Source organism: Dulcicalothrix desertica PCC 7102 (assembly GCF_003991905.1).
Lineage (GTDB): Bacteria > Cyanobacteriota > Cyanobacteriia > Cyanobacteriales > Nostocaceae > Dulcicalothrix > Dulcicalothrix desertica.
This window is the reverse complement of record NZ_RSCL01000020.1, coordinates 43448-57391: the sequence shown is the minus strand read 5'-3', so window position 1 is coordinate 57391 and position 13944 is coordinate 43448. Positions and strand designations below refer to the sequence as shown.

Here is a 13944-nt window from a genome sequence, read left to right as displayed (position 1 = left end):
GAGCAAAATAACGCTTAATTTAAACCAAAAAATTATTTAGAATTGGAGTAGGCATTTTGTCTCATAGAGGCTGTGGCGCCACTAGTAACAGTTAAGTTCAAAGGTTTGTCTAGCCTGATTTTAATTAATTCGGTGTTATCAGCTTGTTTCGGTATTCGCCCAATGCTATCGGCATAGTTATTATCGTTAATTACCAGCAGCGTTCTAGCATCAAGTGGCAGCACACTCTCAATCGTTACAAAGGGAAATGTGAACACACCGTTTTTAGTGGCATTTGTACCAATACCCTTGGGGTCAGAAATATTCAGCAAATCTACTAATAATTCTTTTTCTACAAAACCTGCTTTATTTACTTTGTCAAGATTAATTTTGTAAAGACGCTTGAACGAGGCAGGTGTTTTAAAAGCCGGATTATTGGGGTCGCCTTGATTCTTATCCCGTTCAATCACAATATATTCGTTATCGTTAACCGCAGTTAATTCGCCAATGGCATGACTTGCATTTTCTAACTTGTATGCAAAAACCCTGCCTGTATATTTTTGACTTGCTATATCAAACTCATTAATCAACAAACGAGTAGGCACATCTTTTTTAAGCGCCCCTTCTAACATTGCGTACAGCTTGGTAAAACTAGTATTAATTGCTAAACCTTCAAAACCGCTAGAACCGCCCAAGTTAGCTTCACTTGCACGCTTCTGTTCTGGAAACGAAGCAAATTCTGGGTTATCAGGAGATTTCACAAATTCTTGGGCGCCTTTTTGTGAAAAATTTGGTAGTGGTATGGGAGGAGCCAGTAGTTCACCTGTTTTGTCAAAATGTAGTAAAAATGGGCCAAACTCATCTCCTATCCAAAAACTACCATCATCTAGGCGCCGAAAAGATTCTGGGTCAAAATCACCACCTGTGAGTAAGCGATTGGTTTTGATTATCTGCGACACAGCAATATTGCTGTTAGGATAATTTACTTGAAGAGCGACAATAGAAAAATTCGCTTTTTTGTTACGGTCGTTGAGTTCAATAAAGCTTTGACGACTAAACCACACAAGTCGCTCTCCCGTTTGAAAATCAACAGGATATACTTTGCCCGTAGAAAAATCTGGTTCAACCGCGTATATCCGCAGCACATAATCTAAAGAATTACGAGTGGCGCCGAACCCATTATCTGAAATCACGTAAAATGTACCCTCTTTCGGTCCAGGTTCAACACACGAAAATCCTTGTACTGGTTGAGCAAATAAAAAAGGGGTAGTACGTTGAGTCTTTTTAAACTGCCCACTAGTAGAGCCAGGAGCAAATGTATCAGCCGCTAAAATTGCCCGTCCAACAAGTTCGGCAGCTTGCACTTGCGAAACACTTAGTAGTGAAATAACAGCTAAGGTTAAGGTGAATTTAAGCATAGTTAAAGAGTTATGAGTGCTGAGTGCTGAGTGCTGAGTGTTGAGGAGCGAAGTTAAAACTTACTACGTGTACTCATAACTTAAAACTTACAACTCAGCACTCAGCACTCAGCACTTTCCACTCTATTGTGCCTCAACGCGGGGAAGACCCATGCTGTAGTTAGCAACACGGGCATTCAGGTTGTAGCTTATTTCACCTTTTTGTAGAAGTGAGCGGATTAAATGTTCTAAATCTGAGCCGATGCGACGGAGGTTATAGTCGGTGAGGTCACTACCTGCGTTCTGTTCGACATATTGGTCGAATTTGCGATAAACCTGTTGTAGGGCATCCTCGCTCCAATTAAATTCGTTATCGGGGTCAACATCCAGCGTTAAGACTTGACTGCTGGGTACCAATTCTCCAGATGCGTCTAATTCTGCCGCAAAAATACGGATGTGTCGGGTTGTTGACTTAAGCAGCATTGCGTTGTCTTCCATAGGGAGGATGTTTTCTCTTAAGGGTTAATTTCACTCTAAATAATTGTAGACTCTCTCACCCCAACTCTTTGCCCCTATATTTGTTGATGCAAAGCATTCGTGTTTGAGGCTACAGAATAGATTTGTGTTGATTTCTTTATTTTTTTGGGAACTAGAGTATTTTAGTTGTGGTCATTCGGCAATAGTATTTACTGCTAGAAACCTAAGAAACCGGGTTTCTATGTACAATCGTTGTTTTTATTACAAGATGTGGGTAAAGAAACCCGGTTTCTGACTACAAAAAGTTTCGTTCATACCGATGCAGTTATTTACTGTCAAAAACACTTAGTTTCTTTACCCAATTCTTATCAATTTTCGTTCCAATGAACAAATCATACATTTAGTATTTTTACGTAGTAATGATGCAGTTGGCTCTAGCGTGACATTATCAAAAAAAAATCAGCGTTATCACTTACGTATAAACACCACATTAAAGGTAAAAACAAAAACTGTTGTTGACGTTAATATCAAGTTGATGTAAAAACCTTTAAAAAGCACCAGCAAGTTCTTACAAAAACTTCATTGTATAGAATCATAAAAATTGAATAATAGTTATGGTTTACCTAAATTGCATAGGAGTGGGGGTAGCTGGGTAAATTGAGAGACAAAAAAGAGTATAAGTACAAAAAAAAGTAAACAAAGGAGCAACATGGGATACAAATTGCATTGACTAACAAGAATTCTTAATTCAAACTAGAGAGATTTAAAAAAGATATAGCTAATAGCAGCGATTTAAACTGCTGCTCCCCAGTAACGACTGACCCAACAACCGAAGGAATCCTGAAAATTATGAACTCGAAACCGTTACCACGTCCAATTAATAGCGTCGAAGTTGGCGTATACGAATGTGAAATCCATCTCAAGTTTCGTTTGGTTGAGGAAAAAAGTTTATTTTCCGACCGCGACCAACTACTACAAGTGCTTTTAGAAGCATTAGTAGATGGGTCAGATGATTTCATTCAGACTTTGCAAACGGCGGTTAAAGCTCATGAAGTTAGCGAGTTTAAGGCTTCTCCGCAAATGCGTCGTCAATTAATGCGTTTACGTAACTCTACTGAAACAAATCAATAATACTTAAATAATTTAATCTAAGTATAGCGTTCATAGAATAGATAAAAAGGTAAATTTTTTTAAGTTTGCCAGCAATACTCTATGTTCACAGTTTGTACACAACATGCACAAGTCGGCTTATGTAACGAAAACCCTACAACTTCTATTCCGATGCTGTATAGGCTTTCAAAGGCAGTCCTATAATTTTATTTGGCACGTCGATTGGTCAGCAGGAACAACCTTTAACTAAATGGATTTTTTTTTTAGGTGTTCTCTGGAGATAAACAAGCGGCCGATGCGCTTCACTTTGATTAAGTAACAGCCGGAAATTGTAGATTGCCTCACAAGCTCTTAACGGAAGAAAAGTCGTCACGTTTACAGTAGCCCTCACCCATTGCACTACACAAGATACTTGGGTGCCTACTAAACCAATCATTCCTTGCTTATAAACAAGGTCAGATTGACAACCAAATTATTCCAGGGTAATTTTTCGCTCCGCAATACATTTTCATAAATTTTTGTACTAGGAGACAGGGGGATTTTTAGACACCCCCCGTAACTCCTACTTTGCCAATCCGTGTTCGAGTGCAAAACGTACTAATTCAGTACGGCTATTTGTACCAGTTTTACTAAATAGACGACTAACGTATTTTTCGACGTTGCGAACGCTTGTTTCTAAACGACGAGCTATTTCTTTATTCATTAATCCTTCGGCAACCAGATTTAAAACACTTTGTTCTCTAGGTGTCAAATCGATGGTAAATGGTGCTGGTGATTGCGCTATTGCATTTTTCTGGGTTAAAAGTGCTTTTATTTGAGCAATTTGTTTCGCCAGTTCGGCAATATCTGGCGTTTCACCATCATCTCCTGATTGCTGCGTACTGGGAGTACGTCGTATCAATAAATTTTCGACAATAGCGACCAATTCATCGGGGTCAAACGGCTTGGGTAAATAAGCATCTACTCCTGCCTGATATCCTTGAATACGGTCGCCCGTCATCCCTTTCGCTGTTAAAAATACTACAGGTAATGATTTAAAACGGGCGTCTTCACGTACTTGCTTCAGAAATTGATAGCCATCTACTTGTGGCATCATAATATCCGAGATTAGCAAATCTGGTGTATTTTGTTGCATCAAATCCCACCCTTCACGGGCATTACTGGCAACTTGAACGCTGAAACCACTATCTTCTAAGTAATCTTTCACGGCTTCGCGCAATCCTGGTTCATCATCTACCAGTAACAATTGTGCTGACATTGACTCATCCTTGTCCCATACTTTTCTTAAATTTAACGCGATTTGATGGCGCCAGTGCAGAAACGCAATAGAAACCGGGTTTCTTTGTCAAGCTTGTAATCAAAACAGAGATTTCACGCTAGAAACCCGGTTTCTTTATCGGTATCTTGCAATAGAAACAAGGATTTCATATAGAAACCCGGTTTCTTTGTCAAGCTTGTAATCAAAACAGAGATTTCGCGCTAGAAACCCGGTTTCTTTATCGGTATCTTGCAATAGAAACAAGGATTTCATATAGAAACCCGGTTTCTTTATTACAACCAATCAATATCAGAGGCCTTTTCTGGCATAGTCGCTGACATTTGACCGTAATAGCGCGCTCTAGCAGTAAATAATCCAATAGGAGTACTTAATATATCAATCACACTTCCTTTACCTAAAGCAGCTTTTAAACTAAGTTTGGGCACTTCTTTAACAATCCAACGAACCAAACCGTAGCCACATTCAGAGAGCGTTATTGCCCGCATTAAATCAATACCGTACAATTCGTGCAGGTAGCGATTAGAACGTCCATAACGGCGCCATTGCGAGGCAAGTTCTTTTAAAGTAGTACGATGACGGTGTTGAACGATAGCAAGAGGCGCAAATTCTAATTTACCAATATACTCTTGTTGAATTCGCCAGCAAATATCGGCATCACCCCCTGTCGTTAAATAAGGACGGAATAATCCGACTTTTTGTAGCGCAATACGTCGAATCGCTAAATTAGCCGTTTGACCGTAAGGACGAAACTTATGTGCTAAAGTATGTTTCTGTGATAATGTCTCTTGACGGTCGGCGAATCTTTCTAATAATGTCTTGCCAGGGAGTGCAGCAACTTCACCCGCTACTATGGCAACATCAAGATTAACGAATGGTTGTACTAATAACTCTAACCATTGCGGTTGTGGACGACAGTCAGCATCTGTAAAAGCAACTATTTCTCCAGTTGCTGCACGAATTCCTGTATTTCTAGCTGCGTAAGAGCTTTGTATTTTATTTTCGCTGAATGGATGTATTGTAATCGGACACTGTTCTGCCGCTGTTTGTAGACATTTTAGGGTATTGTCGCTGCTGTTATTGTCTACAAGTAAATATTCTACGAGTTCTGATGGATAAGTTTGTGCCAGTAAGCAAGGTATTAGCTCGCGTAAATCTTCTTCACCATTATACACTGGAACAACTACAGAAACTTTGGGCAAATAATTTATGTGTTTGTTGTTTAATGTATCGTTTGATTTTGTAGTCATAAAATAAGGATTTTGAATAATGGGATTTACTACTTACTACTTACGTCCATAGTATTCCCAATCCAAAATCCTAAATTGATATTTTTGTTTGTAGAGACGTTACATGTAACGTCTCTACATTGTTTACAGTTTCAAATCAACTGCACGTCCGTTGACGGGTCTTTGTGAAGTTTGATTTGGTGGAGATGGTTTTGCAAAGTTATTGCTGGTTAGTACTGATAACGCGCGAGCGTACTGAGGGTCATTTTGTGTACCTAATAAATCTGGATTTGATGCTAGGTAGCGCTGCTGTGACTCACTCAGGTCAATTTTGACATCTGGGGTAATACCTTTGTGGTTAATATCGGTTCCTTGTGGTGTGTAGTAGTGGGCAATTGTAATTGCGACACCTGAACCATCTGCTAATTCGTGTACAGATTGTACAAGAGCTTTACCGAAACTTTGAGAACCAATTACAACCGCACGCTTATTATCTTTAAGGGCGCCTGTAAGAATTTCACTAGCACTGGCAGAATTCCCATCGATTAATACAGCAAGAGGTAAATTTGTCAATGCTGTACGGTTGGCTTTAAAGGTTTCGTCACTTACACCTTCACGGTCTACCGTGCGAACAATTGAACCATTGTCCATCCACATGCGCGCGATTTCAATACTCGCTTGTAGTAAACCACCTGGGTTGCCACGTAAATCTAATACGTAACTATCGGCGCCTTTTGTGTTAAGGTCACGAATAGCTTTTCGCATTTGGTCGCCAGCATGGGCACTAAATTCACGTAGACGAATATAACCAACACGCTTAGTACCTTCATTACGTAAAGCGTAGCGAACAGTTGGAACTTCGATAGTAGCTCGTGTTAAATTTAAATTAAAATCGCTTTTGCCGTCACGTAATAATCTTAAGGTGACTGGTGTTCCAGCTTTACCACGAATCAACTTCGAGGCATCGTCAACCTTCATGTTTTGCGTCAGTTTGCCGTCAATTGCGACAATTTGGTCACCAGGTTTAACACCTGCCCTCAAAGCTGGTGAGTTTTCGATGGCTTCAACTACCGTCAAGCGCTTAGTTTTACTATTAACCTCCATCCGGATACCAATCCCAGATACTTCACCCGAAGTCTGACTAGTCAGGGCTTCATATTGCTTTGGATCCAAGAATCGAGTGTAGGGGTCATTTAACTTCTGTAAAGCACCGCGAATGGCAACATATGCTTCGTCACGCGAAGAGTAGTTTTTGCTCAACAATTCTTGGCGAATAGCTACCCAATTTTGTTGATTAAATTTGCCATCTACATATTCACGGTTTACTAGCTGCCATACTTGGTCAACAATCGCTTTTGGACTATCTTGTAGCGCAGCTTTGACCGACCGACACCATGCCGGACCAAACACAGAAAGCATAGCTGTGGAGGCAATTGCTCCACCAATCAAAGCGACTTGCAGCGGCGAGTAACGTTTCGCAGATTGGTTCATGTATATTAGCTGAAATAATTATGTGTTGTTGACAGTTTAGCAATTAGCTTTTTAAAGAAGCGATTAAAGTCTTTATACTGTTTCTGCTTCCTCAAAGAAAGAAAATTTAACCGGAAATTTATTTTGGAAAACAGATGTAACTGTTGCTACATTCTTTCTTAATAGAGCCGATTCTCTCCCTACGCAACTTAGAATCAAATGACACCCTTATATACGTACCAAGCACCTAATCTTGTGTCTACTAAGATAGCACTTGAATCTTTTAAATGTGGGAATTTTTAGAAAGATTACTCCATTAAATTCTATGATAAACAATAAAACAAAAAGTTACACATTATCCACCCGCACAAACCGTAGACCTCGGTTGTTGAGGTGGCAATTTTTACAAAAACTTAAGCTAAGTTTATGCTTACTCCTTTGTATTTGGCTGGTTTTTAACACTATAACCTTAATTAATTCATCTTCCAAGCCAGTTAGTGCCACTTTTGTGTTAGGTGGAAGCATTGCACGCGAAGTCTATGCCGCAGATTTTGCATCTAAAAACGCTAAAATTCCGGTTCTCATCTCGCAAGGCTCGCAAGAACCATGTATTTTGTCGATTTTTAAGCGCAAACGAGCCATTTTGAGTAATATTTGGCTAGAAAAGTGTGCAAATTCAACTTTTGATAATTTTTTTTACAGTTTGCCTATTTTGGAGAGTTGGAAGGCTCGTAAAATCAAGTTGATTACCTCGCACAGTCATTTACCCCGGGCCAAATGGATGGCACAAATTATTTTTGGAGCGCATGGCATCTGGGTAGAGTTTGACGTTGTGCAAGAGCAAGGTGTTCCCGGAAACCAAGAATCACCCTTCAAAACTGCGTTAGATATTATTCGCAGCTTTGCTTGGGCACTATGGAGCCATTTTCAACATCCACAATGTGCAAATGTAATAAATCTTAAAGATGTAAATTTAGACGCTTGGCGCCAAACTGGCTATAAATGCGAACGAGAAGTGGGTATTGAGAGTATAGACGAGCAAAAGTAAAGTTTACACTACTCACTATACATAACTAGTGTTATTGAAAAATTGTGGCAAAAGTCATTTTGTTACCATGACTTTAGTCATGTTTTTTGACCACAGAGACTAGAAATTATGTTTTAATGATATGAAGTATTCAGTAAAATTTAATTTTTTACTATTGGTAATTTCACTGTAAAGGTGGCGCCTTGATTTTCTCCGGGACTTTCTGCCCAAATTATTCCCCCATGCAGTTCTACTAATTGACGCACAATTGCTAACCCAAGTCCTAACCCGCCAAAATTACGAGTAGTGGAACTGTCTTCTTGGCGAAAATATTCAAACATATACGGCAAAAAGTCTGGTTTTATTCCCTTACCTGTATCAATAATTTGAATTTGGGCATAATTACCAATGGTGCGTAAGGTGACAGTAACTTTTCCACCATTCGGTGTAAATTTTATGGCGTTTGTAAGCAGGTTCCAGACGATTTGTTGTAAACGGGCTGCATCACCTGAAACTGATTCAATAGAATTAAGGTGTAATACTAGTTGAATTTGTTTGGCTTCTGCTGCTAGCTTTACTGTTTCTGTTGCACTAATAATTATCGATTTTAAATTTGTTGGCGCCACAGTCATGGATAATTTCCCACGCATAATGCGAGAAATATCTAGCAAGTCTTCAACTAATCTTAATTGCAATTTTGCGTTACGTTCGATAGTTGCAAGGGCTTCAGTAGTTTTAGCGGAGTCTAATTTTTTGGTTTGTAGTAATCTCAGCCATCCCAAAATTGGGTTGAGTGGTGTTCTGAGTTCATGAGATAATACTGCTAAAAATTCATCTTTGACTCGATTTGCGGCTTCGGCTTGTTCGCGTGCAGCTTGTTCGCTCTTCAATAACTGTTCACGCTCGACTTCTGCTTGCTTTTTCTGGGTAATATCAAGAACCGTTCCCACAAATCTTACTACTTCTCCCTCACGATTAAAGTAGGCTTGCCCTTTTGCTGCTATCCACCGTTCAATGTCATCTTGAATGCCAATAGTACGATACTCAATATCATATTTACCGTTACCGTTGGGATTCATCGCTTGTTGTACTATTTTGTCAGTACGCTCCCGGTCTTCTGGATGCAAACCAGCTAAGAATATGTCGTAATTTACAAGAGCATCTGGCGCCAAACCAAACATTGCTTTACAACGCTCGTCCCAATTTAGAACGCCTGTTATTGGATAATAATCCCAAGTGCCTAACTCAGCAGACTCTAACGCTAACAACATGCGTGCTTCGCTAATTCGCCGCCCTTCAAGCCGAAGTTGTCCCAATTCTAAATTAGCTTTGACTCTTGCTAATAGTTCGCGTGCAGAAAAAGGTTTTACTAAATAATCATCGGCGCCTGCATTTAATCCCTCAATTCGAGACTCTTCCCCAGCTCTTGCCGATAAGAGAATAATCGGAATTTCACGGGTTGTCGGATTGTGTCGCAGCGCTTTAAGTAACCCAAAACCATCCAAATTTGGCATCATTACATCGGTAAGTACCAAATCTGGTGGGTATTTTAACGCCGCTAAGAATGCCGCATTTCCATCAGTTACTGTTTCAACTTCATATTCAGGTTCTAAAAGTCGTTGGATATACGCGCGCATATCAGCGTTATCATCCGCAAGCAAAATTCTCGGAATATTTGAAACTGACGAAACTAGATGTTGATTACTTTCTTCTTTAGTTGGTAGCCAGCGCAGTGCTTCTTTTACATAAGAGCTAGCATTGGTGGTAGAGTTAGCTGTACTTGTTTTAATTTGATTTTCGCTTATGTGAGCATTACTTGTAGGAATTGAGACAGTAAAACAAGTTCCTTTACACTCCACACTACTAACGTCAATTGTTCCACCATGCAAATGTACTAACTCTTGAACTAATGATAATCCAATCCCTGAGCCTTCGGTATTGCGTCCTTTTGCCCCTTGCACACGATAGAATTTTTCAAACAAGCGTGATAATTCTGACTCTTTAATGCCAATTCCGGTATCACGTACTTTTAACTCAACTTGTGTAGGCGCCCACAAGAGCGAAACTTCAATTTCTCCAGAGAATGTAAATTTGAAAGCGTTGGAGAGCAAATTTAAGACTATTTTTTCCCATGAGTCCCGGTCTACATATACAGGTTCTGGTAAAGTCGGACAGTTGACAATTAATCGTATTCCTGCATACTCAATTGTCGAGCGAAACAAGCTAGCAAGTTCAGCAGTAAGGGATGCTACATCTGTTGGTTCATAATTCATTTGAACGCGCTTGGCTTCAATGCGTGAAAAGTCTAATAATGTATTTACAAGCTTTAGTAAACGCTGCCCATTGCGCTGTACAGTTTCTAATTGTTGACGATGTTCGTTTCCAAGTTCGGGTGCTGTAGCCAGAGTTTGTGCTAACGGTCCTAATATTAAAGTCAGGGGAGTGCGAAATTCATGACTAATATTGCTAAAAAAATTGGTTTTCGCACGGTCTAGTTCTGCAAGTGCCTCGGCTCTTTGACGTTCTTCTTCTTTTGAGCGCGCGTTAATTATTGCTGTTGTAATGCTACTTGCTACTAGTTCCAAAAAGTCTTTATAAGCAGCATCAAGCTTTCGGAAGGGACTAATGCCAGTAATTAAAAATCCAAACGGACGCTGTTCTGAAGCGCGCGTTAACGGTAATACCATTGCAGTATTACAACGACTCGTTGCGTTACCTAATACTACATTTGGAATTGCATCATCTTTAGGCGTTTGCAAATCTGTGACAATTTGTGGTTGCCCAGTACTAAGCGCTTGGGCTAGTGACCACTGCATCCATACTGCATCATCAACGTTTATTATAGATGGGCTGCATTGCAAATCTGGTTCTATGCCAGTTACACCAACTCGCCGCGCGATACCGTCTGCATCTAATGAATAAAGTAGTGCAAAACTAATATCAAATGGATTTTGGCTCAACACAACTGCTGCTTGCTCACACGCAGCCTCGGCTGTATTAGTTTGTGCTGTTTGAATTGCTAAATCACGTAAAGTTTCCAACCGTCGGTCACCTAATACCCGCCCAGTATTTTCTCTCACTATACAGAAAACACCGCCTACACCACCGCTTTCATCACGTACAGGGTCGTAAGAAATATCAAAATAAGTTTCCTCAATATAGCCACTACGGTCGATTAAAAATAAATAATCTTGTGCCCAAAACGCTTCACCTGTTTCGACGACACCGTTTAACAAAGGTTCTAAAGTTTCCCAAATCTCGCTCCAGCATGAGCGCGCGGGTGTTCCCAATACATAAGGATGCTTGACACCTAACACCGAACTAAAAGCATCGTTATATAACTTAATAAAGTCTTGACCCCAGAACAGCCCAATCTGCGATTTAGAAGGCAGCAAAATACTGATGGCACTCCGCAAGCTTTGAGGAAAGTTTTTAACGTCACCAAGCGGAGTGGCTGCCCAATTAAATGAGCGTATCCGCTCCCCCATCTCGCCACCGCCATTCAGAAATTCTACTTCGTCACTTTTCATCACTAAAATATGCTCTGAAACTCAGAGTAAGCTATCGTACATCATAATCTTAATTTTTTATTAAGGTGAACACCTAAAGGCTGAATCATGAATCAAAAATTCTTCCTGCCATTGCATTTACCGCAGAAAGTGGAACTTCAGCAAAATACGCGCGTTGAAACTGTTCTTCTTGAACTGCGGCTAAAAATTGTTCGAGTGCAGATTGTGCTGATGATAAATTTGATTGAGGCTTAGAACTCTCGACAAATATTAAATTACGGTCACTGAAAGTACTTTTGATACCTAAATTTCGTAAAGCTTTTAACCCTAAATGTAAGGGTTGGTCTCCAATACCAAGTTTATCTCGTACTTGTATGCGTGTAACTGGTTGTTGAGTGCGTGCAAGGTACTTAGCTAGTCCGGCTAATTTATACCAAACTTCTTGTGGTGGTTCCCAATGTGGTTTTGACCAAGCGAGTGCTAAAGGTTGATTAACATGGTATGACTTTTTAATCCATGCGCGGATTTCATCCCAAGAAGCAGGACATTCTTCTAGTAAGAGTGTAGAGTGCTGAGTGCTGAGTGCTGAGTTTTTTAAAGAATGGCGCCAGTCTAATATAGGATTAGAGATTTTTTGAGTATTTGGTAGTGAATTAGTACTAGGGCGTACTGCGATGAGACGAATTTCGTAGCGTTTTTTAAAGCTGTTGTAGTCGAGTTCGGCAATACAATCGCATTTACCTTCAGGTAGTTCTTCTTTATAGTGTCCCCACCATATACCTGGGAATGGGTTGACTGTGGAGTTATCGAGAATATCAAACTCAGTTTTAATATATTGTATTTTTTTACCTTGCGTGTCTTGCTGGTTACGATGCCAAGCGTTTTTAAACCAGCAATTTTGAATCAACAGTTTGGGAACTGGGTTGCCCATTCCGCAGGGTTCTAGTAGTTTAAACTCTAAAAATAATTCTTTGCTTAAGTCTGCTACTTGAACTTTTATATCAGCTTGTATTGTTGGCGCCAATATTGCGGTACCTATGGTTTGTCGTAGTTGCTGATTTATGGCTTCGCTAAATAAGGGAATATTTTCTACAGGTAAACTTAACCCGGCAGCAAATGGATGTCCACCGAATTTATGTAATAGGTGTGCTTGGTCTTTAACGAGTTGATATAAGTCTACGGAATTTATCGAACGTGCAGAACCACGGGCAAGGTTGCTAGGAGAATGTTCTGTACTTAGTAGAATAGTTGGGCGCCCTGTTTCTTGTGCTACTTGCCCCGCTACGAGTCCTAATACTCCTGCTGACCACTGTGGGTCTGAAAGAACTATAACGTTTGTTGTCGATAAATCTGTTTGAGAAAGCTTTTGATTGACTTGTTGTGTAATATCTTTTTGGAGAGATTTACGACGCGCGTTTGCTAGTTCGGTTTCTTCTGCAAGTTGGCTGACGCGCGTTTGGTCGCGACTTGTTAGTAATTCTACGCAAAACCTCGCGTCACCTTGAATACGACTAACTGCGTTGATGCGTGGTCCCAAACCAAAGGATATATCTGTTGGTCTATCGCCACTTTTTTGACACAGTTCTAATAGTCTACCTACTCCTGGGCGCCGACGTTGTGCGGGTGGTTGTTGAAAATCGGTTTGTAAACGCTGAATTCCTCGCTGCGCTAAATAACGACAGTCTCCGCTAAGTTGTACTAAGTCAGCAATCAGTCCAACTGCGACTAAATCTAGTAAATCTTCGAGTGGTTGCTGTGCAATGTTAGGTAAAGCTGTATATAGTGCTTCGACTAATTTATAAGCTACTGCGACTCCAGATAAATTATATAACGGATGTAATGACGGTAAATAACGCGGGTTAATTATTGCTGTGACGTTTGGGCGTTCGGTTGGTAAAGTATGGTGGTCTGTAACTATGATATCTACACCATACTTGTTTGCGTAAGCAATTTCTTGGATGTTTGTGCTACCTGTGTCACAAGTAACTATCAGCTTACATCCTTGTTTGATAAGCGTTTCAATGCCTTTTATATTCAGTCCATGCGATTCGGTGATGCGATTGGGAATGTAATAAATTAATTTGGTGTCCTGGGTAAAAAATTGTCCTAACCCATCCCATAATACTGCTGTTGATGTAATACCATCGGCATCGAAGTCTCCCCAAATTGCGACTTTTTCACGGTTGGCACGCGCTCCAGTTAACCGTGCTATGGCTAACTGCATTTCTTGTCCAAATTCAAATGCACTTGCTGACTTATATATTTTTGGGTTAATAAATGCTTCTAGTTGTTCGACTTGATTAATTCCTCGCTGCCATAATAAGCTTGCGGCAAATTTACCGCTCGAATTTGGTGTGTAGCGTTTGACTGCTTCGGTGAACCACTGCGGTGGTTGTTCGGTTGTGATTAAATTCCAATGCGGTTGAGGTTGCATTGCAGGAGGGTTTTTTGGAATTTGATTGTTGGATTC

Annotated in this window: 9 protein-coding genes; 2 read left to right on the top strand and 7 right to left on the bottom strand. The window is 40.2% G+C overall.

All coding sequences use genetic code 11. From position 1 onward, the window contains the following. Window positions 1-32 precede the first annotated feature (32 nt). Both DSM106972_RS34610 and DSM106972_RS34605 read right to left on the bottom strand, forming a co-directional pair. Entirely contained in the window at window positions 33-1397 is a 1365-nt protein-coding gene (locus tag DSM106972_RS34610) for an esterase-like activity of phytase family protein (RefSeq protein WP_127084949.1), read from the bottom strand. Window positions 1398-1520: 123 nt separating this feature from the next. Further along, a complete protein-coding gene (locus DSM106972_RS34605) occupies window positions 1521-1874 on the bottom strand; it encodes an NAD(P)H-quinone oxidoreductase subunit M (RefSeq protein WP_127084948.1) in 354 nt (117 codons plus the stop codon). 828 nt (window positions 1875-2702) lie between these two features. On the opposite strand from DSM106972_RS34605, the gene DSM106972_RS34600 reads away from it, so the two are divergent. Beyond that, window positions 2703-2984 carry an Npun_R1517 family heterocyst differentiation transcriptional regulator gene (locus tag DSM106972_RS34600; protein ID WP_019494198.1) on the top strand — a complete coding sequence of 94 codons (282 nt, stop codon included), beginning with the start codon at window positions 2703-2705 and terminating at the stop codon, window positions 2982-2984. Between the two features lie 541 nt (window positions 2985-3525). On the opposite strand, the gene DSM106972_RS34595 is transcribed toward DSM106972_RS34600, so the two are convergent. The 3 genes from DSM106972_RS34595 to ctpB all read right to left on the bottom strand — a co-directional run bounded on the left by DSM106972_RS34595 (window position 3526) and on the right by ctpB (window position 6959). Further along, window positions 3526-4221 carry a response regulator transcription factor gene (locus DSM106972_RS34595; protein ID WP_019494197.1) on the bottom strand — a complete coding sequence of 232 codons (696 nt, stop codon included), beginning with the start codon at window positions 4219-4221 and terminating at the stop codon, window positions 3526-3528. Window positions 4222-4514: 293 nt separating this feature from the next. Continuing rightward, window positions 4515-5489: a glycosyltransferase gene (locus DSM106972_RS34590; protein WP_127084947.1), complete on the bottom strand. Its 975-nt coding sequence runs from the start codon at window positions 5487-5489 to the stop codon at window positions 4515-4517. 123 nt (window positions 5490-5612) lie between these two features. Then, window positions 5613-6959 (bottom strand): carboxyl-terminal processing protease CtpB, encoded by a 1347-nt coding sequence (gene ctpB / locus DSM106972_RS34585; RefSeq protein WP_127084946.1) that lies wholly within the window; start codon window positions 6957-6959, stop codon window positions 5613-5615. A 304-nt stretch (window positions 6960-7263) separates the two neighbouring features. Between ctpB and DSM106972_RS34580 the strand changes: the two genes are divergently transcribed. Continuing rightward, entirely contained in the window at window positions 7264-7986 is a 723-nt protein-coding gene (locus DSM106972_RS34580) for a YdcF family protein (RefSeq protein WP_186538911.1), read from the top strand. Window positions 7987-8126: 140 nt separating this feature from the next. On the opposite strand, the gene DSM106972_RS34575 is transcribed toward DSM106972_RS34580, so the two are convergent. Both DSM106972_RS34575 and recJ read right to left on the bottom strand, forming a co-directional pair. Further along, window positions 8127-11495, bottom strand: a complete 3369-nt coding sequence (locus DSM106972_RS34575) for an ATP-binding protein (RefSeq protein WP_127084945.1) — start codon at window positions 11493-11495, stop codon at window positions 8127-8129. Window positions 11496-11580: 85 nt separating this feature from the next. Next, entirely contained in the window at window positions 11581-13908 is a 2328-nt protein-coding gene (gene recJ, locus DSM106972_RS34570; RefSeq protein WP_127085071.1) for a single-stranded-DNA-specific exonuclease RecJ, read from the bottom strand. Window positions 13909-13944: the final 36 nt, after the last annotated feature.

What these genes read in the sequence shown, in the direction of transcription:
- DSM106972_RS34610 (WP_127084949.1), bottom strand. Translation starts at nt 1,397, where the DNA reads ATGCTTAAATTCACCTTAACCTTAGCTGTTATTTCACTACTAAGTGTT.
- DSM106972_RS34605 (WP_127084948.1), bottom strand. Translation starts at nt 1,874, where the DNA reads ATGGAAGACAACGCAATGCTGCTTAAGTCAACAACCCGACACATCCGT.
- DSM106972_RS34600 (WP_019494198.1), top strand. Translation starts at nt 2,703, where the DNA reads ATGAACTCGAAACCGTTACCACGTCCAATTAATAGCGTCGAAGTTGGC.
- DSM106972_RS34595 (WP_019494197.1), bottom strand. Translation starts at nt 4,221, where the DNA reads ATGTCAGCACAATTGTTACTGGTAGATGATGAACCAGGATTGCGCGAA.
- DSM106972_RS34590 (WP_127084947.1), bottom strand. Translation starts at nt 5,489, where the DNA reads ATGACTACAAAATCAAACGATACATTAAACAACAAACACATAAATTAT.
- ctpB (WP_127084946.1), bottom strand. Translation starts at nt 6,959, where the DNA reads ATGAACCAATCTGCGAAACGTTACTCGCCGCTGCAAGTCGCTTTGATT.
- DSM106972_RS34580 (WP_186538911.1), top strand. Translation starts at nt 7,264, where the DNA reads ATGATAAACAATAAAACAAAAAGTTACACATTATCCACCCGCACAAAC.
- DSM106972_RS34575 (WP_127084945.1), bottom strand. Translation starts at nt 11,495, where the DNA reads ATGAAAAGTGACGAAGTAGAATTTCTGAATGGCGGTGGCGAGATGGGG.
- recJ (WP_127085071.1), bottom strand. Translation starts at nt 13,908, where the DNA reads ATGCAACCTCAACCGCATTGGAATTTAATCACAACCGAACAACCACCG.